Source organism: Exiguobacterium sp. s89, from assembly GCF_018617735.1.
Lineage (GTDB): Bacteria > Bacillota > Bacilli > Exiguobacteriales > Exiguobacteriaceae > Exiguobacterium > Exiguobacterium marinum.
The window spans coordinates 986,144-1,011,793 of sequence record NZ_JACSKS010000001.1; the positions used below are offsets into that span (position 1 = coordinate 986,144).

The 25,650-nt window shown below is 44.1% G+C and carries 23 protein-coding genes and 1 pseudogene; 6 read left to right on the forward strand and 18 right to left on the reverse strand.

Going from position 1 to position 25,650, the window contains the following annotated elements:
• Nucleotides 1–87 precede the first annotated feature (87 nt).
• The 14 genes and pseudogenes from KNO96_RS05065 to KNO96_RS05130 form a co-directional block, all read right to left on the reverse strand.
• Nucleotides 88–345 carry a hypothetical protein gene (locus KNO96_RS05065; RefSeq protein WP_214702509.1) on the reverse strand — a complete coding sequence of 86 codons (258 nt, stop codon included), beginning with the start codon at nucleotides 343–345 and terminating at the stop codon, nucleotides 88–90.
• A 14-nt stretch (nucleotides 346–359) separates the two neighbouring features.
• Complete coding sequence (locus KNO96_RS05070) at nucleotides 360–818, reverse strand: hypothetical protein (RefSeq protein WP_214702510.1); 459 nt, start codon at nucleotides 816–818, stop codon at nucleotides 360–362.
• 7 nt (nucleotides 819–825) lie between these two features.
• Entirely contained in the window at nucleotides 826–3,180 is a 2,355-nt protein-coding gene (locus KNO96_RS05075) for a DEAD/DEAH box helicase family protein (RefSeq protein ID WP_251124997.1), read from the reverse strand.
• Entirely contained in the window at nucleotides 3,173–3,502 is a 330-nt protein-coding gene (locus tag KNO96_RS05080) for a nucleoside triphosphate pyrophosphohydrolase (protein ID WP_214702511.1), read from the reverse strand. Before KNO96_RS05080 ends, KNO96_RS05075 begins: the two co-directional genes overlap by 8 nt.
• 936 nt (nucleotides 3,503–4,438) lie before the next feature.
• Entirely contained in the window at nucleotides 4,439–7,408 is a 2,970-nt protein-coding gene (locus tag KNO96_RS05085) for a type I restriction endonuclease subunit R (RefSeq protein WP_214700593.1), read from the reverse strand.
• 21 nt (nucleotides 7,409–7,429) lie between these two features.
• A complete protein-coding gene (locus tag KNO96_RS05090) occupies nucleotides 7,430–8,785 on the reverse strand; it encodes a restriction endonuclease subunit S (protein ID WP_214700591.1) in 1,356 nt (451 codons plus the stop codon).
• A gap of 4 nt (nucleotides 8,786–8,789) precedes the next feature.
• Entirely contained in the window at nucleotides 8,790–10,916 is a 2,127-nt protein-coding gene (locus KNO96_RS05095; RefSeq protein WP_214700590.1) for a type I restriction-modification system subunit M, read from the reverse strand.
• Nucleotides 10,917–11,047: 131 nt separating this feature from the next.
• The gene (locus KNO96_RS05100; protein ID WP_214702512.1) at nucleotides 11,048–11,386 is read right to left on the reverse strand and encodes a hypothetical protein; all 339 of its coding nucleotides are present in this window, start codon (nucleotides 11,384–11,386) and stop codon (nucleotides 11,048–11,050) included.
• A 144-nt stretch (nucleotides 11,387–11,530) separates the two neighbouring features.
• Nucleotides 11,531–11,758 (reverse strand): annotated as a pseudogene (gene tnpA, locus KNO96_RS05105) (IS200/IS605 family transposase); the annotation flags it as partial.
• 335 nt (nucleotides 11,759–12,093) lie between these two features.
• Nucleotides 12,094–12,504, reverse strand: coding sequence for a DUF350 domain-containing protein (locus KNO96_RS05110; protein ID WP_026826566.1), 411 nt, complete (start codon nucleotides 12,502–12,504; stop codon nucleotides 12,094–12,096).
• Between the two features lie 12 nt (nucleotides 12,505–12,516).
• Nucleotides 12,517–14,871 carry an endonuclease MutS2 gene (locus tag KNO96_RS05115; RefSeq protein ID WP_214702514.1) on the reverse strand — a complete coding sequence of 785 codons (2,355 nt, stop codon included), beginning with the start codon at nucleotides 14,869–14,871 and terminating at the stop codon, nucleotides 12,517–12,519.
• Between the two features lie 15 nt (nucleotides 14,872–14,886).
• A complete protein-coding gene (gene polX / locus KNO96_RS05120; RefSeq protein WP_214702516.1) occupies nucleotides 14,887–16,581 on the reverse strand; it encodes a DNA polymerase/3'-5' exonuclease PolX in 1,695 nt (564 codons plus the stop codon).
• Between the two features lie 69 nt (nucleotides 16,582–16,650).
• Complete coding sequence (locus tag KNO96_RS05125) at nucleotides 16,651–17,187, reverse strand: CvpA family protein (RefSeq protein ID WP_026826569.1); 537 nt, start codon at nucleotides 17,185–17,187, stop codon at nucleotides 16,651–16,653.
• An 8-nt stretch (nucleotides 17,188–17,195) separates the two neighbouring features.
• The gene (locus tag KNO96_RS05130; protein ID WP_026826570.1) at nucleotides 17,196–17,417 is read right to left on the reverse strand and encodes a cell division protein ZapA; all 222 of its coding nucleotides are present in this window, start codon (nucleotides 17,415–17,417) and stop codon (nucleotides 17,196–17,198) included.
• 208 nt (nucleotides 17,418–17,625) lie between these two features.
• Between KNO96_RS05130 and KNO96_RS05135 the strand changes: the two genes are divergently transcribed.
• The 3 genes from KNO96_RS05135 to KNO96_RS05145 all read left to right on the forward strand — a co-directional run bounded on the left by KNO96_RS05135 (nucleotide 17,626) and on the right by KNO96_RS05145 (nucleotide 19,973).
• Nucleotides 17,626–18,843, forward strand: a complete 1,218-nt coding sequence (locus KNO96_RS05135; RefSeq protein WP_026826571.1) for a dicarboxylate/amino acid:cation symporter — start codon at nucleotides 17,626–17,628, stop codon at nucleotides 18,841–18,843.
• 70 nt (nucleotides 18,844–18,913) lie between these two features.
• A complete protein-coding gene (locus tag KNO96_RS05140; protein WP_214702517.1) occupies nucleotides 18,914–19,759 on the forward strand; it encodes a GNAT family N-acetyltransferase in 846 nt (281 codons plus the stop codon).
• A 43-nt stretch (nucleotides 19,760–19,802) separates the two neighbouring features.
• Nucleotides 19,803–19,973, forward strand: a complete 171-nt coding sequence (locus KNO96_RS05145; protein WP_167330582.1) for a hypothetical protein — start codon at nucleotides 19,803–19,805, stop codon at nucleotides 19,971–19,973.
• Between the two features lie 31 nt (nucleotides 19,974–20,004).
• Here the strand turns inward: KNO96_RS05145 and KNO96_RS05150 are convergent, their stop codons facing one another.
• Both KNO96_RS05150 and KNO96_RS05155 read right to left on the reverse strand, forming a co-directional pair.
• Nucleotides 20,005–21,309: a murein hydrolase activator EnvC family protein gene (locus KNO96_RS05150; protein ID WP_026826573.1), complete on the reverse strand. Its 1,305-nt coding sequence runs from the start codon at nucleotides 21,307–21,309 to the stop codon at nucleotides 20,005–20,007.
• A gap of 295 nt (nucleotides 21,310–21,604) precedes the next feature.
• The gene (locus KNO96_RS05155; RefSeq protein ID WP_214702519.1) at nucleotides 21,605–22,123 is read right to left on the reverse strand and encodes a VanZ family protein; all 519 of its coding nucleotides are present in this window, start codon (nucleotides 22,121–22,123) and stop codon (nucleotides 21,605–21,607) included.
• A gap of 160 nt (nucleotides 22,124–22,283) precedes the next feature.
• Between KNO96_RS05155 and KNO96_RS05160 the strand changes: the two genes are divergently transcribed.
• Nucleotides 22,284–22,757, forward strand: coding sequence for a glutathione peroxidase (locus KNO96_RS05160; protein WP_026826575.1), 474 nt, complete (start codon nucleotides 22,284–22,286; stop codon nucleotides 22,755–22,757).
• 32 nt (nucleotides 22,758–22,789) lie between these two features.
• On the opposite strand, the gene KNO96_RS05165 is transcribed toward KNO96_RS05160, so the two are convergent.
• Both KNO96_RS05165 and KNO96_RS05170 read right to left on the reverse strand, forming a co-directional pair.
• Nucleotides 22,790–23,704 (reverse strand): CAP domain-containing protein, encoded by a 915-nt coding sequence (locus KNO96_RS05165; protein WP_026826576.1) that lies wholly within the window; start codon nucleotides 23,702–23,704, stop codon nucleotides 22,790–22,792.
• Between the two features lie 13 nt (nucleotides 23,705–23,717).
• Nucleotides 23,718–24,170 carry a MarR family winged helix-turn-helix transcriptional regulator gene (locus KNO96_RS05170; RefSeq protein ID WP_214702520.1) on the reverse strand — a complete coding sequence of 151 codons (453 nt, stop codon included), beginning with the start codon at nucleotides 24,168–24,170 and terminating at the stop codon, nucleotides 23,718–23,720.
• 117 nt (nucleotides 24,171–24,287) lie between these two features.
• Here KNO96_RS05170 and KNO96_RS05175 point away from each other — a divergent pair, with 117 nt between their 5' ends.
• Nucleotides 24,288–24,701 carry an organic hydroperoxide resistance protein gene (locus tag KNO96_RS05175; RefSeq protein WP_015881037.1) on the forward strand — a complete coding sequence of 138 codons (414 nt, stop codon included), beginning with the start codon at nucleotides 24,288–24,290 and terminating at the stop codon, nucleotides 24,699–24,701.
• 93 nt (nucleotides 24,702–24,794) lie between these two features.
• Nucleotides 24,795–25,637 carry a metallophosphoesterase gene (locus KNO96_RS05180; RefSeq protein WP_214702522.1) on the forward strand — a complete coding sequence of 281 codons (843 nt, stop codon included), beginning with the start codon at nucleotides 24,795–24,797 and terminating at the stop codon, nucleotides 25,635–25,637.
• Nucleotides 25,638–25,650: the final 13 nt, after the last annotated feature.

Genomic DNA, 25,650 nt, shown 5'->3' on the forward strand with positions numbered 1-25,650 from the left:
TGTACAGGAATGAACATTGTGTGACAATAGGGTGTGATGTTTTGTAAACATTGAAAGCGGAACCAAGTGAAATTGGTCCCGCTTTCGTTAGTTATTGGATTGTCTGAGGCCCCAAATGCCTTTATTTCCTGTGGAATAAAAGAGGTCTTTTTTTCCGGTAAAGCTCGCTGAATCACTGGAGTGCGCACGAATCTGTTTATTGACGTGCCCTTTCCAATCTTTATAGCGATCGAGCTCGAGTTGATAATACGATTTTTCGACATACGCATAAATGTCTTGTAAAGATGCCGTCCCACCGTGGTGTCGGAGAGCGAATTGGATTTTACGTAGTAATAGGCGTTTCATATTATCCCACCTTTCTACTTCTGCTTCATTTCAAAGTAGTCTTCTAATTTGTTTTCAACTGCTAATTGAATAGTAGCATGCGCTTGTTTAGTCAGAATGCAGTACTCTTCTCTGACAATGAGTTTCCCATTTGAATTCTCAAATGGTGATTTACCTGTTCTTGGCGATTCTGTCGTCAATTTTGCGAACGGTAGTGAGGATAAGTGGTTTTCAACTTCCGCTCGTGAAAATGGCTTGTGAAAAACTTTGCTTATCCCATCTAACGCATGCGTTTCACACTGGTCTCTTACCATATCATAATATTCGTTTGCGATACTATCCGCGGATATAGGCTGAAACCACTCCTCGTGCCCTTTTTTAAGCATAATCTTGATGACGTTCATTTTATATGGACCTTGCCGTTCAAAGCTTTCAATGAAGTCGCAAAAAAGTTTAACTGTAGTGTCAGTCTCTGCTATCCCCGAAGTTGCCATGTTTCTCTCATCCCTCTGCTTTCTTACTGAAGTAGTAATGCAATCGTACATCAACGATTTGCTTTACCCACTCATACACAATCGGACTTTGAAGCGTTTCTTGAAGTTCGATGTGGAGCGTTTCGTTCTCGACATAGAACGGTCCTTTTGCAATCTTGTCAAACGGCATACGAAGTAAAAGCTTCTCTATTTTTTGCTGATTGAATGGTTGTTGGAAATCTTTCGTTTTTCCATCGATCTGCTGACGATATGGTTTCTCTACAATGTAGTCGTAAAAAGGACACGCCGCATCAGCTGCTCTAAGTGGCTTGTACCAGTTCTCTTCTCCTCGTTCTAACATGATAGACATGACGACCATTTTATAGCTTTTGGTCATGCTCGTGTATTCCACCTCGACGAGAAGCGACTTCACATCATTGTATATTATCGTTTCTTCCTCACTTAGTTCTCCGAGTTTATGCAAGAATCCGAAGAACCCACCAAGCTTTCTCCATTCGGAACGATACGCATCTATAGAGTACTCCCCTCGTTGGATTAACTCCATGTAGCTCGGACGTCTACCCAATTCTTCTTTCACCATGAAATAATTTTGTTCAAGTAATTGCTGACGTGTTGAGGAACGTGTCACCATTTTCTTCAGTAAGTCAACAGTTTGTAAATCAAACTTAATTGTACATGACGAAGGTAGATCAATCGTAGTTGGTAAGGAATTCACTTTATCTTGTCGGCTAGTCGTCAACAAAGCCAGTTTCTTATCAATATTTTTATAGTTCCCAATCAAATCGATAATCGTACAGTGTGTCTTTCCTTTTGATAGACGTAGCCCTCGTCCGATTTGTTGAGTGAATACCGTCAGTGATTCTGTCGGACGACAGAACAATAGCGTATCGATTTCAGGGATATCGACGCCCTCATTAAATAGATTCACTGCAAAAATGATGTCCAATTGTCCATGCTTTAACTGACCAATCACTTCCGTGCGATCATACTCGGCCTGACTATGAAGTGCTACCGCCTGCACCCCTTGTCTCCTGAAATAATCCGCCAAATATTCAGCTTGTATAACGGATGAACAAAAACCGAGTGCCCTCGATTGATGATGCTCTGCCCACGCCTTATAAATCTTCTCGGCAACACTTTCTTTTAATTGTTCTGCCAATAACTCTTCCTGATCATAACGTCGTCCATTGATTAGACGAATTTGAGAGTAGTCGATTTCATCATAGATTCCAACATAATGAAACGGAGTTAAATACGATTCTTCGATTGCTTCTGTAAAGTGCATCTGGAAAGCAACGTTATCATCACAAAGTGCGTATACGTCTCCCCCGTCTAAACGGTCAGGCGTTGCAGTCAAACCGAGTAAGAACTTCGGTTGAAAATAATCTAGCACCCGACGGTAGGAAGGAGCAGCCGAATGATGGAACTCATCCACGATAATCAAATCGAATTGCTCCGGGTCATATTGCTCCATTCTTTGTTTTGAAGCTAACGTTTGAATCGAGGCAAACACGACGTCAGCAGTTTCTTGATCTCGTGATTCACCTCCGAGTAATAATCCGGTCTTCCAGTCGGTCGCCACATTGAGGAAAGACCTTTCTGCCTGTAACAAAAGTTCTTTTTGATGCGCGACGAAAAGGACACGTTTAAATTGACGAGCAAAGAATGCACTTAAATACGTCTTTCCTAATCCAGTCGCTAAAACGAGCATCGCTTTCTTTCGACCTTCCGCCATCGTTTCACGAAGTGCCAACAATGCTGCGTCTTGGACAGATGTCGGTGTAATCGAATCATCTTCTATGTAAACAGGAGAATGTTCAGCGACCTCCAGTTCTTTCATTCTATCCTTCCGCGCTTCATACTCTTCACGATAAGGCTGTAAGGAGACTGGATTCATCATTTGCGCATATTCACTATAAAATAATTCGTGGAACGCAGCGACTGATTCTTCAAACACTTCCTCTGATACACTTGAAGGAATTTCAACATTCCATTCCACTCCATGATTGAGTGCGCTATGTGATAAGTTCGACGACCCGACAAAAAATGTTCCGCTATTGAACGTGCGGAACAAATATGCCTTTGGATGGAACGACCTTCCCTTTGAGCGGTATAGCCTGAGCTCGATGTTCGGGATTTTCAGAAGCATGTCCAGCGCATCGGGGTTGGTGAGGTACAGATAGTCCCCAACCAAGATTCTTATTTGAGCACCGCGTTCACTCGCGTTTCTTAGCGAAGCAGATAATTCTTTCACTCCCGACACTTGAGCAAACGCGACGACCATATAAATTTCAGTCGCCGCGTCTATGTGTTCTTGTAAAGGGGTGCCGAGGTTGCTTGTATGGAGTCGTAAGTCACTCATAATCCAGGACCTCTTCTAAGAATAGACCCTTTTCAAAACCGCCGCGTTTTTTTCGTTTCTCTTCACGAATTTGATTCAATTCATCAAAGTTTGCTCCATGCATGTTCCCAAGTGTATAGACCAATTCCAAAATGTCAGCTAACTCTTCAAGAGACTCTTCATCAATGTTCGTTTCTTCATACTCTTTGATTTCTTCGTAGAGTTTCAATCGTGATTGCTCGAAGTGTTCGGCTTGAGTAAGTTTCTTCACAATCGGGATTTTTCCTGATTCGTGAATGATTTCAGGGATGCGGTCACGGATGAGTTTGTTGTATTTAGGCATTGTATTTCTCCTTTCACTCTATTTATCAGAAAGCTAACTTCACTAGGAGTGGTGGTCAACAAACTCAGATTACGGTTCATCACCATAGTCTCTTTTCAAAACAAGTTCCATTTTCTTCAAAGTGAAAAAAGCCCATGACGCTCTCCTCGAATAGAATGCAGTCACTACATCATACATTTAGACAGAGGAAATATCATGAGCTATACCCATCTCACCACAATGAAACGTGTTATAATAGATATTTAGCTAGAGCTAGGGCCCACAGCGAGACGAATCGAGACTTACGAAGAGACGCTACAAGAGGGCGAAGTCCAACTACAGCACCAAGACGAAGCTCGACGATACACCTCGCCGGATAATCATCAAAAAGCTGCAGGCTACTTGATTGCTGGAACAGACTCGCGGTCACCTCTACACAAGCAAAATCGCCATCTCCAACATCTATTGTTGGATTTATTAAAGGACAAATTGAAGTGTCCTCGACTGCGCTGCGCTAGAAGGTGAAACGCCCAGAGGCCGTCAAGACGCTATGGGAATCAACGATTGCCTTCTTCGGACAGGGGCAATGAAAGACATACTTAGCGACGTTCACCGAGGGAAAGAACCATTTCTATCTTACCCTGCCGGACCAAACGAAGGCGACGACTGACCGGCTCAAAGAGTTCAATGGGCACAAGCGCGTCCTAGCGACGCTCAGAGTACCGATGTATTTCGCCAATCCGTACTCATCTGGCAACGAAGAAGAAACGAGAACGCCATTAGATTCCTCCACAAGTTCTTTCCAAAAGGAAAGGACTTCGCATAATACATGATGAAATCACGGACGCGCTCGCCAAGATTAACAAGCGACTGAGAAACCGCATACGAGGTCTTCTACGAGAAAGTACTGCGCTTAATTCGATAAACCTTTATTTATATTAACTTTCATTACGTTTATCAGCTAATTTTCGGACTGCCGGAGTACACATCACCATCTGTATTGTATGTTAGAGTAAATACCATATCTGATAACCATTTCTTAAAAGAGTCGTTATCATTGTACTGCTTAAACACTTCCATGTTGTCAGACATAAGGTTAATGACAGCTCGATTTAGGGCTTTTTGGCTCTCAATTTTTGCATTTTGCTTATCAGAGTTTTTCATCGCATTCTGATAATCTTTATCTTTTGCGACAATTTCAGGGATAGCAGCAATATGTTTCTTAACCTGGTCTTCGTCCCTCCAAGAAATATTTCCAAAGAGGTCATGGAAGGTTTCGAGAATATTGCTCAGTAAGTCTAACTTTACTTCTGATTTCCCACCCGTTGCCGATGTAGGTACTGGTGCAATCTCATATTCTTCCTTATCCTCTAGTACAATGGACATTTTAGCTTGTGCTTCCGCCCTGTAACTATCTAAGTCAATCGCTTCGAGAATACCAATTGATAGGTCTTCTTCTTTTGGTGCAGGTAGCTTTGGTATCAAGAAGTTTAGGAAGATTGAAAGTTTTTCCCACTCAGGATTTCCATAAGGCAAGATGGATGCCAAGAATCCGTATGTTCGCACAAACGCCTTCGCCTTGCTCTTAAAGTCTATTTGGCCATCTTCATCCAAATCATCTTCATAATGCTTAGCACAAACATCGAGAATGGGGTCTAACTTATCACGTTCTGCCCCATTGAGGTAAAACTCTACCAGGTTATCAATATGTGTATCTGTGAAAACATGATAACGTCTAATGTCACTATCTAAGTCATTAAGTTTATCCGGGTCTGTCTCTTCTGAGAGTACCGTTGTTTTATAATACTTAGAAAAAGCATCTTGTATCGTATTCGTTTCATTTGCAAAGTCTAGTACGAATGTATCATGTTTTTGTGGATGCGCTCTATTCAAACGAGATAATGTTTGAACTGCTTTAATGTCTGTCAATATCTTATCAACATACATGGTATGAAGAAGCGGTTCATCATAACCTGTTTGGAATTTATTTGCCACGACTAGGAGACGATACGGGTCCTTTTTGAGTTTTTTCTCAATTTCACTACTAGGAAACCCGTTAATCGAACTCTCTGTTACTTTCTTTCCACCGTACTCGTGCTCACCTGAAAAGGCAACGATTGGTTTGAACTGACTTTTACGTTTTTCCAAGTAAGCAGATATAGAATAATAGTACTGTATGGCTCGTTCAATGCTGCTAGTTACAACCATAGCACGAGCATGACCGCCAATTTTTCCTTTTGCAATCACTTGGTCATGAAAATGGTCTACCATAATTTCAGACTTTAGTTCGATTGCCTTTTCATTGGACTCAACATACTTTCTCAGCTTTTTTTGTGCCTTCTTTTTGTCAAATTTCGGGTCATCTTCTACTATCTTGGCAATCTTGTAGTAACTCTTAATTGGCGTGTAGTCTTTCAATACGTCCAAAATGAAGCCTTCCTGAATGGCTTGTTTCATCGTATAAACATGGAACGGTCGATGTTTAATCTTTCCGTCCTTTGAATAAGGGACACCAAACATTTCAAGCGTTTTATTCTTCGGGGTTGCTGTAAATGCAAAGTAACTCGCATTGTTAAGCATTTTTCTCCCCTCTAGTATCTTTAAAATCTTATCTTCTGTCGTTTCATTTTCCGCATCTTCATATTGGTCAGAAAGTGCCATATTCATCTTGGCCGACATGTTTCCACTCTGACTAGAATGAGCTTCGTCAATGATGATAGCAAACTTGTTTTTTCGGTGTTCATTTCCAATGTCATCAAGAATGTACGGGAATTTATGAACAATGGTAATGATGATTTTCTTACCATCTTGAAGTAGTTTCCTTAAGTCTCCTGAGCTTTCTGCATGCCCCACCGTGTTCGATACCTGCATAAACCCTTTAATGGTATTCTTAATCTGCTTATCGAGATTAATTCGGTCAGTGACAACAATAACTGAATCAAAAAAATTCTTACTGTCTTTTGACAAAGAAACCAATTGATGAGCAAGCCAAGCAATCGAATTCGATTTTCCACTTCCTGCACTATGTTGGATAAGATATTTTTGACCGATACCCTTCTCACTGACATCAGCTAGGATAGATTTCACACCAGCCAACTGGTGATATCGAGGGAAGATTTGGGTACGCTTTACCTTTTTAGTTTCTTGGTCTTTCTCCTCAACAATTTGTGCATAGTTTTCAATGATATTTGCAAGTTCACTCTTCACAAAAATTTGTTTCCAAAGATAGTCCGTCTTGATTCCATCAGGATTAGGAGGATTCCCAGCTCCATTTTTATATCCTTTGTTAAAAGGTAGGAACCAGGATTTCTTACCGTCAAGTTTCGTACACATGCGGACTTCATTGTCATCAACTGCAAAATGAACCATACATCGTCCAAATTGAAAGAGTAATTCACGAGGGTCCCGGTCTATCTTATACTGATAGACCGCATCCTCAACATTCTGCTTCGTCAGTTGATTCTTAAGTTCACATGTAATGATAGGTAGACCATTAAGAAAGATAACAAAATCAAGTGCAAGTTTCATGTTGTCTCTCGAATACATCAACTGTCTTGTTACGCTAAATTTGTTTTTATTGTACAGTGCTTTTGCTGCATCATTGGCTTCAGAAGGCGTAAGGTAAAACAAATCTAGTGTCACTGGATAGATTTTCAGTCCGTTTCTTAAAACTTCAATTACACCATTTTTCGTGATTTCCCCTTGCAAACGATTCAATAACTTTGCTTTGTTGCTATCACTTTTATAAATACCCAACATCTCCAACTTTTCTTTTTGAGTATCCTCTAAGAATTGAAAGAAACGTGTCTCATCAATTGCATAGTCTTTATTATAGTCACTGTTTTGCCCTTGCTCATATCCATTCTGATTTACAAGATGATTAATAATTAATGTCTCAAGTCCTGATTCTTTTGTGTTAGTTGCCATTAGACCACACCCCTCGTCCTCTTAGACTTCCTCCAATTCCAATATTTCTTCATCTATAATATCTTCCTGCTCTTCATACTGGAAATCACCTATTTCAATATTTCTTACATCTACTTTACCAGTGACAACATCTGAAATAAGCCTACCACGATATTCTTCAAAAAGGTTGATTTCCCTTTGAAGTCTTTCTACTGCATCATCGATTCTTTTAAACTCTTTAGGAATAAACTCTAGTATTTCTTTTTGTTCATCTTCAGGTGGAACAAAAAAAGGTATTTCTTTCATTTTAGCGAGCGATAGGTCCCACTGACCAACTCTAATACCATCAGATGCCTGATAAAAAAAGTTTACATATACTTTACTTCTGATTGCATAATGAAAATAGTCTTTATTCTCAAAGTTTAAATCGAAAATATAATATGCTGGACTAACAATTCCATTATAATGAGAAACTCCGTATGAACCTTGCCAAGCTTTCATTTTATTCATTGCAAATTGACCAGTTCTTACTACCTTATAGCCACTCAAATCGTCTGGAATAAAATTATGATTTTCTTCTTTAGACATACTCGACCTTAAAATAACACCTTTTTCTCTTACAACTGAGAGCAAAGGTAAATCCGGTCTATTTTTAATACTCACTGGCCTTAATAATTGTCTTAATGGTTTTATTCCCCAATGCTCAGGAATATCTCCTAACCACTCAATTCCACTTGGCTTCATTTTCACGTTGGAAGTTAATCCTTTTGTAACTGCTTCATTAATTACTGCCTGTTTTTGTTCTTTCAGAACAATTATAAGTTTTTTCTTGGCTGTAATAAATTTATTAATTATAGCAAGCTTGTAGTCAAGATATTTTACAATTTGGTCTTGTTCTTCCCGTGTTGGTATAGGTAAGTATTGATTTGCAAAAACTTCAAACCTAAAATCAGATGACCTTTCACGTATTCCTCTGTATAGAGACTGAATGAAGCCTGTTTTAGCCATTTCTCTAACTATATAAGCATAATAATGATTATTTAAATCTACTTTAGGTACACAGACACTATATACTGGTGTCGATTTACCATCTGAATCAGACACACCTACAGCTCCTGCAAAGGCATCCATTACATGAATCACCAGGTCACCTTTTTTAATCCCTTGATAACCTACTTCTTTTATGGATTCAGTAAAACCTGTTGTTCTTCTATTTTTTCTTAAAGTTACTACTCCGTCTCTGAAACAGGTTATCACTTCATCTGTATCTTTAACAGGACGATTCACCTTTGAATACAATGCTTTTGCACGCTTAACTTCCCAAGTTTCTGGTAATTTGTCTAACCATGGTAAAGGCACATCCTTGTATTTCTCATAGGGTATAAACTTATGATGCATTATATTAACCTCCTATGATTTCCTGAAGCAAGCCTTCGGTTTGTTCTTCTAGCGCTTTTATATCAGCTGCAATTTCTTCAAGAGTACGTAATTGAACAGGTTTATAAAAATATTTTGTAAAACTAATTTCATAACCAATTTGAGTCTTACTCTCATCAATCCATGCATCTGAAGCAAAAGTAAGTACTTCATCCTTAAAGAACCTTTCAATTCCACCTTCATGCATCAATGGAATTTGTTCTGTGTCTCTTAAATTCCCATCTGGCTCATACTCAACTACATAATCTTTTCCATTAATTGTAACACTATATAAACCCTTTAGAGGATTTGCTTCAGACTTTTCAGGTTTGTGAATTTTCTTAATTACCTTCTCGGCATTTTCATCGACCTGTGCTATATAATTTTTAATTAAGTTAATTCGTTTATTAGGTAATTTTTCATCTAAACTTTTTGCAATTTCACTTAGTTCATTTATGAACTCGTTAAAGTCAAGAATAATCGAATAGTTGAATTTTTCTGCTGCTTTTCCGATAATTTCTGCTAGCATTGCGTCTTTTTGATATTCACATACTTCTAATATCTTCTTCAAGCTCTCACTTGTTAAGTCCACACTTAAACGTAATGGTCGTTCTACTGTTATCTTAAAGTAACCAAACTCTTGGTTATCAAATATCTTCGAGTGTTCTGTATCTTCAAAGTTGATAAGCATGTCAGAAATCTGTTTTCTTAATCCTGGTGTCAACTCACAGTTTTTATTGCCTAGATTTCTACGAAGTGGACTCTTCAGACCTGTTGCATCAATTAGCTGTACTTTTCCACTTCGGTGATTTGCTTTTCTATTTGTAACTATCCAAATAAAGGTAGCTATTCCAGTGTTATAAAACATATTTTCTGGTAGTGCTATGATTGCTTCCAACCAATCATTTTCAATAATATATCTTCTAAGATTACTTTCCCCTTGGCCCGCATCACCTGTGAAGAGAGAAGAACCGTTGTGAACTTCAACTATACGGCTACCTAATTCTGTGTCATGCTTCATTTTACTTAACTTGTTAGCAAGGAAAAGCATCTGACCATCACTTGAACGAGGTATCATTTTATAATTAGGGTCTCCGTTATGATTCACAATAAAGCGTGGGTCTGAAATATCTGCTTTCCCACCTAGTCTCTCTAAATCAGTTTTCCAACTCTTCCCATAAGGGGGATTGGATAACATAAAGTCAAAGTTTAACGTTGGATATCCATCATTTGATAAAGTAGAACCAAAAGCTACATTATCATCCTGGAGAGATTCTCCTTTAATTAATAAATCAGCTTTAGTGATAGCATATGTTTCTGGGTTAATTTCTTGTCCGTAGAGATATGTGTTAATCTCCTTACCATGTTCATTGGCCAACTGGTGTAATCGTTCGTCAGCAATTGTCAACATTCCACCCGTTCCACATGCACCGTCATATACAAGATATGGTGCGTTATTGATTTTATCAGCAATCGGTAAAAAGGTGATGTCTGCCATAAGTTCTACTACATCACGTGGAGTAAAGTGTTCACCAGCTTCTTCATTGTTTTCTTCATTAAAACGACGAATAAGTTCTTCAAAGATGACACCCATAGTATGATTATCAAGTCCAGGAATTTTAATATCGTCATTATCATCTAAGACAGGTTTTGGACTTAGGTTAATAGTCGGACTAACAAATTTCTCAATAACAGCACCCAAGATATCAGCTTCAATCATCGTATCTATCTGATTGCGAAACTTAAACTTTTCAAGGATTTCTTGCACGTTCGGTGAAAAACCATCTAGATAGGCAATAAAGTCAGCCTTCAATTGTTGCTGTTTAGCACGTGATTTCAAGTCTTTAAGAGTGAAAGGTGACGTGTTACAAAACGATTGCCCGGCTACACTACATAGAGCATCTGTTTGATTAATAACACCAGCTTCATCTAGACTTTTTTTCATTTGTAAAACCGCATCTTTTGTTGGTTCTAAAACAGCATCCAAACGACGAATAACGGTCATTGGCAAGATGACATCTCGATATTTTCCACGCACATATACATCTCTAAGGCAATCATCAGCAATGCCCCATATAAAACTAACAATTTGATTATAAGTCTGATTGTTCATTTTAACTTCCTCCAAATAAATGATACTTAGCACAATTCTATCATATAAATTGTTTATATTTTTGAGATTCGTAGTGAAAAAAAGAAAAGTATCCGTCCATTTTTTAACAAATGATGAATTAAATGATATTTTTATCTTTTCCCATTTAATTTAGCTATATAAGAATTTATACTTTCAATTATTGCATTTATATTCAAACCGATTCCGAAAAAATTAGGTTTCAGTTCGAACCATTTAGCTTTTTCAGCTAACTGAGAGGCTAGTATTAGTTTTCCACCATTATCAAGAATTCGTATATCTTCCAATTTCTCAACTGCATTACCAGTAGTAAAGGAGGGTACATAATGTACTTCTGATTCGTCAGTATCAATGAGTGACATTTTTCCTATTACTTCGAAAGAGAAGCTACCTCTATTTGACCTTAGCTCCATTTCTATCATTTGAGTATCATATTCTTCATCCCAAAACACCGAATACCTAAACTCTCTTTTTTCACTCATAATTTCTGAGGCATTATCGAATGGGTCAACTACCTTTAAATCCCTCAAACGCCGTGGTTATGGCTATCGAAACCTTGAACGGTTCTTTTTAAGGTTGGATGGTCTACACTAAGTTGGACATAAATGTGGAGGGGCGTTAAGGAACATATGCGTATGATCTTTATCGCATTCCAAGGCTATAATTTTGATATTCAGTTCTTCGCATATTTCGGACATCAAACCTTTGAAACGTATTTCTACATCGTTACGAAGGAATATCTTTCTTCTGTATCGAGGACAGAAAACGAAGTGATAATTGATTAGAGAAACAGTAGTATGAGTTCTTCTATAGTTGGTTTCCATATTAATATCGTGTCAGATTAACCAACAAACTTTCACTGCATTCGTCATCAAGACTTCAAACACTTCTGACCCGTTCGCCATGACCTACACCTCAACCTTCTTATGTATCTCGTTCCAAAATCTAGTTTCAGTATATACGGTTCCCCACATGAATTGTAAAATACCTTCCTAATTACCTATATATTTTATATTTAAAGTTCACGAAATCAAAAAAGGAGCATCCAAACGGATCCTCCCACTTTCTTCAATAAAAGATATACCATAGTGCCGCTGCCACTAAGAACAGCCCGGCCCCGATAAACAAGATTTTTGCCAATCGTTCGTATACCATGTCTTCACCTCACCAATGCCGCGCCGACGACGAGGGAGACCCCGATCGACAGCAAGAATGCCAACAATCCGACGGCGATATTTCCTTTTTGAATCTCATCGTTCACCTTCAGTGTCGGTGTCAAAAATTCAAACAACCAGTAGGTCGCGAGAAGAAGAGCGAATCCGAACCCACCCCCGACAAAGATGTCAATCGTGCTCTCATAATAGCTCTCGACGACACGGAAGATGTTGGCGAGACCGACAATCTTTCCGCCTGTCGCGAGGGCGACGGCGATATTTCCTTTTTGAATCTCGCGCCAGTTGCTGTACGGCGTCGTCACCTCGAAGATGGCCAGACCGACGATAATCATCAGTCCTGCCATCGAATAGAGACCGAACGATTCCAGCATGACGGCAAACATTAACGTGCCCATTCCCGACTCCCCTTACTTCAGTTCGACGACCGTGACACCGAGTCCACCTTCACCCATTCCACCCGGGCGTTGGCTCTTCACGTGACGATGTCCTTTTAAGAATTCTTGTGTCGCCTGACGCATCGCCCCGGTACCAAGTCCGTGGATGATGCGGACGTTGTCATAGCCCGACACGAGTGCTTCATCGATATACTTATCAAGACGCATGAGTCCCTCTTCGACACGGACGCCACGAAGGTCGAGCTCAGACTTCGTCGAGCTCTGACGTTTGAGCGAGCTCCCTTTCGACTGAAGCGACTTCTCTTTCGATGGACCGATCTTCTGAAGGTCATCCGCTTTGACGTTCACTTTCATGATGCCGACTTGGACGTTGTACTCATTGTCATTGATTTGTTTCACGATGTAGCCTTTTTGATTGAACGTCGTCACTTTCACTTCTTCGCCCTTACTGAACGTACGTTGTTGCTGGGCTTTTTGTTTCACTTTTTGGATCTTTTTCTCTTGAAGTGTCGGTTTGGCCGACTCGAGTTCTTTCTTCGCTGCGATAATCTCGTGCTCTTTGACGATTCCCTGCTCCCTGAGCTTCTTCAAGCGGTCGATGACTTCGTTCGCCTGACGCTTCGCCTGTTCGACGGCCTTCTCGGCTTTCGCCTCAGCCGCACTGTACAAGTTGTCGCGTTCGCGCTCAAATTCGGTCATCTTCTCTTCAAACGTTGCCTGCTCTTCTTCGAAGTCATGGCGTTTGACGATGAGTTCCTGCTCGAGCTGCTCGGCGCGTTGTTTCGCCGCTTCGAGCTCGTTGATCATCGATTCGACCGACTCGGCATCACTGCCGACATGGCTTCGTGCCTTGTCGATGACCTGCTCGGACAGTCCGAGACGACGGCTGATCTCGAAAGCGTTCGAGCGACCCGGTACGCCAATCAAAAGACGGTATGTCGGGCTGAGCGATTCGATATCAAACTCCATCGAGGCGTTCATGACGCCTTCGCGGTTATACGCGTATGCCTTCAGTTCTGAGTAGTGCGTTGTCGCCGCGACACGTGCCCCGCGCCGTTTCACTTCATCTAGAATCGCGATGGCGAGGGCTGCCCCTTCTTGCGGGTCCGTCCCGGCACCGAGCTCATCGAAGAGGACGAGTGACATGAAGTCGATCTTGTCGAGCATGCCGACGATGTTCGTCATGTGTGAACTGAACGTCGAAAGACTCTGCTCGATCGATTGCTCATCCCCGATGTCGGCATAGACCGCGTCAAACACGGAAAGCTCTGTCCCGAACTCTGCCGGGACGTAAAGACCTGACTGTACCATCAACTGAAGAAGTCCGATCGTCTTCAACGTGACGGTCTTCCCGCCGGTGTTTGGTCCGGTGATGACGAGTGACGTGTAGTCTTCTCCGAGCTCGACCGTGATCGGCACGACCTCATCTTTCGGGATGAACGGATGGCGTGCCTGTTTCAATTTGATCTCTCGATTGTCGTTCAACTTCGGCTCGGTCGCTTTCATCTCTTGTCCGTAAGCGACTTTCGCGAAGATGAAGTCGAGTTCGGCTAATACATCGATATTCGTCATGATGGCATCATGGACCCCACCGACCTCGTTCGAGAGCGCGCTCAAAATTCGATCGATCTCCGCACGTTCTTTCAGACGAACTTCTTGAATCTCGTTGTTGATGGAGACAATCGCTTGCGGTTCGATGAAGAGCGTCTGACCGGAAGCTGACTGGTCATGGACGATTCCGCCGAACGCCTGGCGATACTCTTGTTTGACCGGCACGACATAACGGTCGTTTCGAATCGTGACGATAGCATCTGAGAGCATTTTCGCGTTATTGCGAAGGATATTGTCGATTCGTGAACGGACGCTCCCTTCATAGCTCCGAAGCTGTGTACGGAGCCCACGGAGTTGTGAGCTCGCCGAATCTTGGACCGTCCCCTGGTCGTCGATCGCATGGCGAATCGATTGTTCGACTTCGATAAGTTTCGTCAATTTGTCCGCATACTCATCAAGGCGCGGGATTCGAATCTCCTCATTGTCCTCATGGAGTTTCTCGAAGAAGTTTTTCACCTGGCGACCGCCATACATGACAGCAGCAACGGCGAGCAATTCGCTCGTCGAGAGGACCGAGCCGATAGCGGCGCGCTTCACTTCCGCACGGACGTCCGTGAGCCCACCGAGGGGTAGACGATCACGGAGACGAACGACCTCGGTCGCCTCTTTTGTCACGTTCAAATTCGAGAGTACCCGGTCGTACGAGTAGTCCGGTTGCATCTTCAGCGCCAAGTCTTTCCCGAGCGAGCTCGCCGCGTGACCGGCAAGCTGTTGGCGTAATTTTTCATATTCTAGTACGCGTAACGCGTGGTCCATCTAGCATGTTCCTTTCTATCGCTTCGCCGCAAAGAACGCCTTGGCGTCCTCAAACGTGAAGCAGTTAATAATATCCGATGGTTCGAGATAGGCTTTCCGTGCGTGTAACACACCGAGTGCCATGTCTTCCATCATATCTGGGTGGTGCGTGTCGGTATTGATCATCACTTTGACTCCCGCAGCTTTCGCCTTCTTAAGCGTAGATGCGGTCAGGTCGAGGCGGTTCGGGTTGGCGTTCAACTCGAGCGCCGTCCCCGTCTCTTTGGCGAGTGCGATCAACTTGTCCTCGTCAATCGGATAGCCGTCGCGTCGACCGATGAGTCGACCTGTCGGATGGGCGATCACGTTGACGTACGGGGAACGGCAGGCGTTCTCGAGACGTGCCATGATCTCGTCGACGGATTGGTCCATCTTCGAATGGATGGAAGCGACGACGTAGTCGAGCGTCTCTAAAAACTCGGGTTCATAGTCGAGCGTCCCGTCAGGACGGATGTCCATCTCGACGCCTCGCAACACCTTCATGTCGTGCGTCTTCGCGGCTTCCCGGATCTCTTCCCCTTGTGCCTCGAGTCGTTCCTCCGTCAACCCATTGACGAACGTCAAATATTTCCCGTGGTCGGTAATGGCCATCCATTCATAGCCGCGCCCTTTCATCGCCACGACAATCTCGTCGACGGTCAACTTCCCGTCCGACCAGACCGTGTGCATGTGCGCGTCAGCCTTGATGTCCTTGAGCGTGACGAGCTTCGATAAGTCGTGCTCGAACTCAGCATGTCCTTCCCGAAGTTCAGGCGGGATGAATGGGAGACCGTACCGTTCGAACAGTTCTTCTTCTGTTTTTGGTTGCCACAACCCATCTGCCGTCTCGACCCCATATTCGGAAATGGACTCCCCTTTTGCCTTCGCGAGTTGGCGCATACGGACGTTGTGGTCTTTTGAACCTGTGAAATGATGAAGCGTGGCAGCGAACGCACCCGGCTCGACCATACGGAAGTCGACCGACACCATCTCCTCACGTTCGAGGACGAGCGAGACTTTCGTCTCACCTGCCGCAATCACTTCGTTGATGAACGGAAGGGCGAGCAGTTTCTCACGCAGCGCAATCGGCTCCTCGGTCGCAATGATGAAGTCAAGGTCTTTACACGTCTCTTCGGCACGGCGGAAGCTTCCCCCGACCGAATGACGCAAGACGAGCTCTTCTTTCTTCAACACGTCATTGATCTCTTCGACGATCGGTCGCATGACCGCATACGCTAATCGTTCCGGACGCGACTCAAGGTTTTTCGCTGCGGCGAGCAGCTTCTCGACACTCTTCGCACCGAACCCGGGTAGTGATGCCGCTGTCCCGTCTTCGAGTACACGGATGAGCGACTCCAAGTCGACGACGCCGACCTCACGGAGTTTCGCGAGTTTCTTCCCGCCAAGCCCTTGAATCTTCAAGAGCTTCATCAAACCGAACGGAATCTCTTCCTGCAGCGCTTCGAGTACTTCACTACGTCCTGTGTCTCGATACTCCTCAAGGACGGCGGCCGTTCCTTTTCCGATTCCTGAGACTGAAGTCAAATCCTCGATGTCCTCGAGTTCAAAGTCCATGTTCTCGAGCGCTGTCGCAGCCTTACGGAACGCATTGATTTTAAACGGGTTCTCCCCTTTGATTTCCATATATTGCGCGATCTTCTCGAGCAACATCATCGCTTCTACTTTATTCATACGGTTCCCCCCCTATTCACACAGAAAAGACCGAGACACAAGCACTAGCTTGCATTCCGGCCTGTCGTGTCACAACATCTTATTTGAAAACCAATCCGATAGATATGGTGTGTCTTGAATGATCGTTGTCGCGAGTGACGAATTGTCGACAGCATTTTGAACGCCCGCCATCGGCACGAACGCGATTACCCAAAGGATGAAGAACGTGATAACATACGCCTCAAAGAATCCGAGGACAGCTCCGATCACACCTTTTAATTGGCGTAAAATCGGCAAGTCCGTCAAGAAGTCGAGCATCGCCAAGATGAGATGCAAGACGAGTTTCGTGATGAGGAACAAGACGACGAACCAAAAGACGTTATAAAACGTCATCTCAATCCCTGAAAGAGAGTTGAGGTCCAAGACGCCGCCAGGTAGCGTTCCATCAAGCTGAGACGGATACGGGATCCATAGCTTGAACGCTTCAGCTAAATCTTTATAGTACGTGTTAGCGACAAGGAAACTGATAATGAGCGCGACCCAATGGCCGAGCTGTAAAATCGCACCACGACGAAAGCCATTGACGATTCCGATAAATAAGAAAAACAGTATAAGTAGCGTAACCATGGATTGAATTATTCTCCCATATTTCGTTTAGTTTTGACGTGATCGCTCGCGATTTGAATCGCAGCAAGGACCGCTGCCTGACGAGCATCTAGATGAGGGGATTGATCACGAATCTCGCGGATCTTACTATCGACCAAAAAGCCTACTTCCCTCACATGATCAGCGGGTTCTTCGCTTACGATCGTATAGTCTTGACCCGCAATGTGAATCGTTGTTCGTTGTAACTGCACGCGCACCCCTCCTTTACGTCTGTCAGCATTAATCATAACATCGTTTTTATATTAGGAAAAGGAGAAGCCCCTTCCATTGATATGTACAACATTTTCTATTACCCTTCTTTACAGTTGTCAAACGTCTTTCTTTAGAAAAAATAAAAGGAATGGTGGCAACATGTTGTGAAATGTGCGAAAATATCAACTATTCAAACAAACAGAAAGGATGATTGATTTGAAACTACGCATTGGCCTCTTAGGTCGCATCATCATCGCGATCGCTTTCGGGATTTTGCTCGGGAGCATCGTACCAGAAAGTCAGAACTGGATTGTTCGGACGTTTGTGACGTTCAACACAGTCTTCGGGCAGTTCTTAGGCTTCGCCATCCCATTGATCATTCTTGCGTTCATCATCCCAGGAATCGGGGAACTTGGAAAAGGAGCAGGAAAGTTAGTCGGACTCACAGCACTCATCGCTTATGCATCAACCGTTGTCGCAGGAACGCTCGCCTATTTCGCAACAAGCAACTTGTTCCCGCAAATTTTATCACGTTCTACAGTAGGAGCCGAAAATCCAGAGGAAGCCTTATTGAAAGGATTCATGGAATTTGAAATTCCACCTGTATTCGGTGTCATGACCGCTCTCATTTTAGCTTTCGTCATCGGCATCGGGATTGCCGCCATCGAAAGCAAACGGTCACTTGACCTCGCCATGGATTTCCGCGATATCATCGAGCTCTTAATCAGTAAAGTCATTATTCCATTACTACCAATTCACATCGCCGGAATTTTCATGAACATGACGTACGCGGGTCAGGTCGCTGAGATCCTCTCGGTATTCTCACTCGTCTTCGTCACAATCATCGTCCTACATTTAACGATGCTCATGATTCAATATTCAATCGCAGGTGGTCTCAACAAAGAGAATCCGTTCAAGTTGCTCAAGACGATGATGCCGGCTTACTTCACAGCGATCGGGACGCAATCATCGGCTGCGACGATTCCAGTCACACTTCGCCAAGCGAAGTTGAATAACACGGATGAGGGTGTCGCGAACTTCGTCATCCCGCTCTCGGCAACGATTCACTTGTCAGGTTCGACGATCACACTCACGTCGGTCGGTGTCGCGCTCATGTACTTGAACGGCATGCCGATGTCTTACGCGATCGTCCTCCCATTCATCCTCGCACTAGGTGTAACGATGATTGCAGCACCTGGTGTACCGGGTGGAGCCGTTATGGCATCACTTGGATTGTTCGGTTCAATCCTCGGATTCGACGCGACGATGCAAAGTTTGGTCATTGCGCTCTACTTGGCGCAAGATAGCTTCGGGACAGCGACAAACGTCACGGGTGACGGTGCCATCGCGAAGATTATCCACTACTTCAAACACAACACGAAACTTCTCGACAACACATCGTCGAAACAAGAAGATATCGCATAAAGCAAAAATCATAAGCGGGCAAGCCAACAGGTTTGCCCGTTTTTGTCTACATTGAAAAGGAGCGATACATATGGAATGGATTGAATGGAAAGACCCGAATCACTTCTCTGACCGCGTCATGGACGCATTGTTGAAAGAAGAAGCCAAGAATAGCCTCATGATCGGCGTCTTGAATAACGTGATTCAAGGCATCTATGAGACGTTTCATCAGTTCACCGTCGAAGAGGACGGTGAACTGCTCGCCATCCTTCAAGTGACACCGCCACATCCACTCCATTACATCGTCGTGGATTCAGAACGCTCGGACGAACTCCCGTCCTTCATCATCCCGCACCTTCTCGAAAACGAGATCCCCTTCACCGAGGTCGTCTCAGAACGCGAACAAGCCGAACGGTTCGGTCATGCGTGGCAGGAGTTGACGTCTGGGTCGAGTGAGATAAACATGTCCCAAGGGCTCTATCGCCTCGATTGTGTGGAAGACATCGACATGGCGACAGGGAGGATGCGAGAAGCGACGACAGCCGACCAGGAGCAGCTCGAGTCTTGGTATAGTGCCTTTGAAGCCGAATCAGGTCTCCGTTCATCTCCGCCAGAGAAAGTGACAAAGGCCGTCCAGACGATGCTCGAGAGAGAAGAAGCTGTCTTTTGGGAAGTCGATGGACAAGCCGTCTCGTGTGCGAAACGAGCACGTCCGACCGAGAACGGCATCACCGTCTCGTTCGTCTATACGTCACCTGACGCACGAGGAAGAGGGTATGCACGAAGTCTCGTCGCAGACCTTAGCCGCCAGTTACTCGAGACGAAAGCGTTCTGTGTCCTTTATACGGACTTGACGAATCCGACATCAAACAAAATCTATCAGGAAGTCGGCTACGAGCAGATTATGCACTCCGCTTGGGTCCGACTCGCTAGATGAAACGCATCGCCTCCCCTATACTAATAGGTGGAGGCGATTTTTTATGGTTAGATTCCGTTTTATTTTACGTGCACTCGGTGTTGCGCTCCTTCTCTATATGTTGATCGTCGGGGGACAGAGCGTTCTCGATAACCCGAACATCGATACGCTCTGGCTCAGTGTCATCGGTGCCGCGCTCCTGACGTTCATTGTGTATCAGACATCAAAAAAGTGATCGACGCGTTCGTCGATCACTATATTTGTGTTTAGAAGAATGATGCTGGGTTGACTGTCCCACCCGCGCTTGATGATGACCATGAGTAACCGCCACGGTGAATCTCGAAGTGAAGGTGTGAACCTGTCGAGTTCCCTGTGCTACCCATGCCTCCGAGGTTTTGGCCTTGTGACACGCGTTGACCCGCTTTGACTGAGACTGAGCTCATGTGTGCGTAAACTGTCGTCCAAACTTGACCATTGATGACGTGAGTAATCATGACATGATTCCCGTATGCGCCACCCCATCCAGCTCGTGTGACCGTTCCAGTAGCCGCTGCGTAGATTGGTGTACCAACTGACGCTGCGATATCAAGACCGTTGTGGAATGTGTAGCCGTTCACGCCGCTTGCTGGACCCCATCCTTGCGTAAGGCGACCGCTTGCAGGACGTTGGAACATACCGCCGCTTGCCGGTGCAGATGCAACAGGTGTTGTTGTTGCTGCACTAGTAGAACCACTGTTCGAGCTCGAACCTTGCTGCTTTTTAGCAGCGGCAGCTGCCGCTGCGGCTGCACGACGTGCTTCTTCTTCAGCACGACGTTGTGCTTCGATTTCTGATTGAATCGCTTTTTCTTGAGCTTTGAGCGTATCTTCCATCTCTTGCAAGCTCATGAGTTTCGATTCAAATTTCACTTTTTCAGCTTCAAGTTTCTTGATTTTCGCAGCGCGCTCTTTCATTTTTTGATCAAGCTCTTTCTGGCGTTTCTCAAGTTCTTCTTTTTGCTTCACGAGTGAATCACGTTCTGCCTTAAGTTCAGCTTGCGCTTTCGCGAGTTTTTCTTTCGTTGCTTCGTACTCTTCAAAGATCTGTTGGTCATTCTCTTGAATCGTACCAGCTGTGATCATGCGTGTAATCAAATCGCTGAAGTTTTTTGATCCGAAGATGAATTCTGCCCAGTTGACTGACGAACCACCGTTTTTTTGCATCGTCGCCATACGATCTTTCATAAGTTCTTCTTGTGCTTTCATTTTTGCTTCGTATTTTTTGATTTGCTCTTGAAGTTTTTTGATTTTTTCTTCAGTTGCACGAATCTCAGCTTTTTTCTGAGCGACATCATTGATGACGTCCTGGAGTTCAGCATCTAACTTGTTGATTTCTTGTTGTTCTTTGCTGATGGCTTGCTCACGTGATTGGATCGAAGAATTTGCTTTCGATTGTTCACTGCTATTCTTTTGTTGTTGTTCCTGAACTTTCTTCTGCTTCTCTGTAAGTGAGGCCGCATAAGTCGGTGACGTTCCGCCAATCAAAAGTGCGCCTAAAGTGACCGTCGCTGCAAATTTCTTCAAGTTACCCAATGTGCTTCCCTCCGCTGATTTCCGTGTATTTTTTATCTATTATCATTCAAGTATTTTTTATTAAGATGAGTCGCGATATTTCATTCGCTCTGTGACTCATTATAGCAATCTAAACCAAAAGTTATTTTACACTTATATTTCATTCGTATGACATTGACCTGATTTAGGTTTTATCGCTTAAAAAACGTGGGTATAAACAGTTTTTTATTTGATTTGTTGTCACAAAATAGTTTTAAAAAGAAAAAAAGCACTCAAAGAAAGCGCTTTTCACATAGTAACCTATATCATTTTTTGTTTACCTCAATGCCACATATCCAGCTCGTTTCCCGTTTCTCCGTTTCAAAAGAAGTAACAAGAACCCACCAATCAGGATAACCCCTGCAGCAGCACCGCTACTATCTAAGAGAACATCTTCTAATAACGCAGTTCTCTCAGAAGTCAAGCTTTGATGATATTCATCAAAGATCGCGACCGAATTGGCAAGCGTCCAAGCGAACAATAAGTTCAGTCCGGCATGCAGGTTCGTTCTCGAGATGGCTTTCACGAATAATGCACCGAGTGCAAAAAATGTAACGACATGTGCCGTTTTCCGCATAAAGAATTCAATCAGTCCTGCTGTTCCTAACGTCTCAAGTGAGATTTCCTTTCCGGCGTAGTCGAACTGCACGTTCGCTAGCGTAGGTTCGATCCACTCCCAATTGAATCGCTCTAGCGGCGACACAATGGACTGATCCGAGTAAGGAGTCGCACTTGATAAGAACAAGCCGATTAAGATAAGCGCAATCCATATAAATTCATTTTTTAAAAATCGCATAACACCGTTCCTTTCTACAACGTTTTTCATTATACGGATTCTTCTGTGAGAAAGATGTAACAGCGACATCATGATTTCATAACAATTTGATTGCACATAACGTGTTCAAAGTCGTCACCCCGTTACTCCCTTGATATACTAACGAAAAGGGGGAATCAACATGATTTATGATTTTGAAGCAATGAACATGAAAGGACAGCTACAACCGTTAGCTACATATAAAGGCGATGTCCTACTCATCGTCAACACAGCGAGCAAATGTGGTTTCACGCCGCAGCTCGACGGACTCGAGTCGTTATACAATACGTATAAAGGTCAAGGGTTACAAATCTTAGGCTTCCCGTGCAATCAGTTCGGACATCAGGACCCAGGTTCAAACGAAGAGATTCAAGAATTCTGTCAACTGAATTACGGGGTATCGTTCCCGATGTTCGCAAAAGTCGATGTGAACGGCAAGGACGCTCATCCGCTCTTTACGTATCTCTCGAAAGAAGCTCCCGGACTCCTCGGGTCAAAGACAATCAAATGGAACTTCACGAAGTTTTTAGTCGACCGTGATGGAAACGTCATCGAGCGCTTCTCGCCACAGACGACACCGGATGAGATTGAAGATGCGATTAAAAAATTGATCTGACCAAAAAAGGATGGCTCCGAGGAGTCATCCTTTCATCGTGGTGTAATGAAGTTGATTGTATAGAATGGACTGCTCTCATCATTATAGGCGAGGCCGACGGCTGCATGCGTGAATCGGGGTTGCAAGATGTTCTCACGGTGACCTTTCGAATTCATGAGTCCCCAATGTGCATGAAATACGCTCATCTGTCCCATCGCCAAATTCTCACCAGCTATCGAGTAGGAAAGTCCTGCCTCATCCATCCGGTCGAACGGATCACGTCCTTCTGGGTCGGTGTGACTAAAGAAATCGTTCTGCGCCATGTTCTGACTGTGCGCCCGAACGACTGGATAAAGGGGTTCGTAGTCAGACAAGGCGTTCAAATCAAACTTCTCCCGGTCCCAATTCATGAGGATACGCATCAACTGCTCATTGGCGACAGTTCCTTCTTTCGATAAATCGCCATAGTATCCCTCACTCGCCTCTTCGACACGACGCTCGACCGATAAAATACCTTTCAACAGGTCATCGTCATGCTGATCGAAAAAGAAGGTGACGTACTGTCCATCAATCGCGAAAACTGAAAAAGCTGGATCATCTGGAATCAAGTATCGATTCAACCCTTTATTATAAGATGTCACATCTTCAAAGCCGATGTCCTCGACTTGGTCACGTGTTGTTTCGTTCAAGACGAGACTGCGATACGTACTGCCTGTCTCGAACTGATAAAACCCTTTCTTCGCACCGTCCTCGTCAATCAATTCAAGTCCGCGATTGCCGCCGCGATCAACCAAATACCAGTCATGCCCGGCATACTGACTTGCAAATTTTGGCGCGTCCGACACGCGTTCGTTCGCCACTTCTGACTGAACTTGCACACTCGTCGGAGCTGATACGTTCGGCATCTCATATTGCCAAGCCATATAGAGTCCGATCGCCATCAATAAGATGATCAATTTTCGAAACATGGCTCCTCCTCCCTTACTGCTCCCGCTGACGCTCTCCAAAGACATGTAATCTACCTTTAATATCAGTGAGCATCTCCATATACGCGACATACGTCGCTTCGTCTATATTCAGCATACCACTTACTTGTAAAGGCACGTTGACTGCCTGCTCACGCAACGCGCTACCGGTTGCTGTCAGACGGACAACAATTTTTCGTTCATCGTACATTGCACGACTCTTTTCGACATATCCGATTTGGATTAATCGTTTGACGAGCGGTGACAAGGTACCTGAGTCTAATGTCAGCCTCTCTCCAAGCTGACGCAAATCGATTCCATCTTCTTCCCATAAAACGAGCATCACCAGGTATTGGCTGTATGTCAGGTTTAGCGGTGCTAAAATCGGGCGATATAGACGGGTAAGCTCTTTTGAAGCGGTATACAACTGAAAACAGATTTGATTTTCTAACTTTAATGATTGTTCCATGCCTAATCCTCCGTACTCTTCTTTAGCCAAGCATATCATTTGCGAAACTTTTTGACTGCTCTATAATTTAAATTGTGCACAACTTAATTGTTAAAAATGAAATGGAGGAATTTAATCATGAAATCACTATTCACAGCATCAGCAACCGCAATCGGTGGCCGCGAAGGTCACGTGAAATCAACAGACGGCGTCATCGACATGAACGTTTCAATGCCTGGCGCGAAACACGTCGACGGTGCGACGAACCCGGAACAGCTTTTCGCAGCTGGCTATGCGGCTTGCTTCGGTAGTGCCCTCAACCTCATCATCGGGAAAGAACGTGTGAAGACAGACGGTTCGAGCGTCACAGGTCACGTCACATTGAACCAAAACGATGAAGGCTTCTTCATTTCAGTCGAGCTTGAAGTCGAAATCAAAGGCGTCGACCAAGCGACAGCGGAACGCCTCGTTGAAGAAGCACACCAAGTGTGCCCTTACTCGAAAGCGACTCGTGGCAACGTCGATGTCAAACTGACAGCAAAAGCAGCATAATCGTTCATCCCGCTCTTCAGGAGCGGGATTTTTTTGCTTCATCCTGCGTGTCAGGGGTAAGATAGAAGCAAGAGGTGAAAGGAGAGGATTCTGATGACAAAACGAAAATCGACTCTTCTTTTTGTTGTGCTCGGTATCTTGTTGTTCACGGCGACCTATAACGCGCTGACCGTTCGGACGTACAACGTGACCTCAGAAAAATTGTCAGTGGATGAATCGCTCCGCATCGTACTCCTTTCTGACCTACATAGCGCCTCTTACGGTCATAAACAATCGATTTTAATCGATCAAGTCCGTGCTCAGGAACCGGACCTCATCGCCTTACCGGGTGACCTGCTCGACCGTTATCGTTCCCCGGAACCCGCTTTCGAACTCATCGAGGGACTTGCGGGCATCGCGCCGATGTATTTCGTTACAGGCAATCATGAAATCGATGACTCTGAAGATTACGTACGCCATAATGTCAAAAACGTCTTCCGTTCTCACGGGGTGACCATCCTTGAAAACGAATGGGAACCGATTACGATCAATGAAATCGAACTCGTCATCGGTGGATTAGAGGATCCGTTACGAACGTATACCGAAAACATTTATGGAAGTTGGGAAACGGATGCCGCATCATCCATGCAAAACGTCGACTCGAACGACACGTTCAACGTTCTCCTCTCCCATCGCGCTGAGGAAGTGGACACATATGCCGACTTGCCTTTCGATCTCGTCTTATCTGGACACGCCCATGGTGGACAAGTGAGAATTCCTTATCTATTGAACGGTTTATTCGCTCCTGACCAAGGGTTCTTCCCGAAATATGCAGGAGGTCTTTATGAACATGAGACGTTCACCCATGTGATTGGGCGAGGATTCAACTATAGCTTCAACGTGCCAAGGATCTATAACCCACCAGAGATTGTGGTGATTGATGTGTACGGGAAATAACGGACACTCAAGG

Bases quoted from the DNA above. Each gene is read 5' to 3' on its own strand.
- KNO96_RS05065 (WP_214702509.1), bottom strand. From the start codon at position 345: ATGAAACGCCTATTACTACGTAAAATCCAATTCGCTCTCCGACACCAC.
- KNO96_RS05070 (WP_214702510.1), bottom strand. From the start codon at position 818: ATGGCAACTTCGGGGATAGCAGAGACTGACACTACAGTTAAACTTTTT.
- KNO96_RS05075 (WP_251124997.1), bottom strand. From the start codon at position 3,180: ATGAGTGACTTACGACTCCATACAAGCAACCTCGGCACCCCTTTACAA.
- KNO96_RS05080 (WP_214702511.1), bottom strand. From the start codon at position 3,502: ATGCCTAAATACAACAAACTCATCCGTGACCGCATCCCTGAAATCATT.
- KNO96_RS05085 (WP_214700593.1), bottom strand. From the start codon at position 7,408: ATGGCAACTAACACAAAAGAATCAGGACTTGAGACATTAATTATTAAT.
- KNO96_RS05090 (WP_214700591.1), bottom strand. From the start codon at position 8,785: ATGCATCATAAGTTTATACCCTATGAGAAATACAAGGATGTGCCTTTA.
- KNO96_RS05095 (WP_214700590.1), bottom strand. From the start codon at position 10,916: ATGAACAATCAGACTTATAATCAAATTGTTAGTTTTATATGGGGCATT.
- KNO96_RS05110 (WP_026826566.1), bottom strand. From the start codon at position 12,504: ATGGGCACGTTAATGTTTGCCGTCATGCTGGAATCGTTCGGTCTCTAT.
- KNO96_RS05115 (WP_214702514.1), bottom strand. From the start codon at position 14,871: ATGGACCACGCGTTACGCGTACTAGAATATGAAAAATTACGCCAACAG.
- polX (WP_214702516.1), bottom strand. From the start codon at position 16,581: ATGAATAAAGTAGAAGCGATGATGTTGCTCGAGAAGATCGCGCAATAT.
- KNO96_RS05125 (WP_026826569.1), bottom strand. From the start codon at position 17,187: ATGGTTACGCTACTTATACTGTTTTTCTTATTTATCGGAATCGTCAAT.
- KNO96_RS05135 (WP_026826571.1), top strand. From the start codon at position 17,626: ATGATTGATTTGAAACTACGCATTGGCCTCTTAGGTCGCATCATCATC.
- KNO96_RS05140 (WP_214702517.1), top strand. From the start codon at position 18,914: ATGGAATGGATTGAATGGAAAGACCCGAATCACTTCTCTGACCGCGTC.
- KNO96_RS05145 (WP_167330582.1), top strand. From the start codon at position 19,803: ATGGTTAGATTCCGTTTTATTTTACGTGCACTCGGTGTTGCGCTCCTT.
- KNO96_RS05155 (WP_214702519.1), bottom strand. From the start codon at position 22,123: ATGCGATTTTTAAAAAATGAATTTATATGGATTGCGCTTATCTTAATC.
- KNO96_RS05160 (WP_026826575.1), top strand. From the start codon at position 22,284: ATGATTTATGATTTTGAAGCAATGAACATGAAAGGACAGCTACAACCG.
- KNO96_RS05165 (WP_026826576.1), bottom strand. From the start codon at position 23,704: ATGTTTCGAAAATTGATCATCTTATTGATGGCGATCGGACTCTATATG.
- KNO96_RS05170 (WP_214702520.1), bottom strand. From the start codon at position 24,170: ATGGAACAATCATTAAAGTTAGAAAATCAAATCTGTTTTCAGTTGTAT.
- KNO96_RS05175 (WP_015881037.1), top strand. From the start codon at position 24,288: ATGAAATCACTATTCACAGCATCAGCAACCGCAATCGGTGGCCGCGAA.
- KNO96_RS05180 (WP_214702522.1), top strand. From the start codon at position 24,795: ATGACAAAACGAAAATCGACTCTTCTTTTTGTTGTGCTCGGTATCTTG.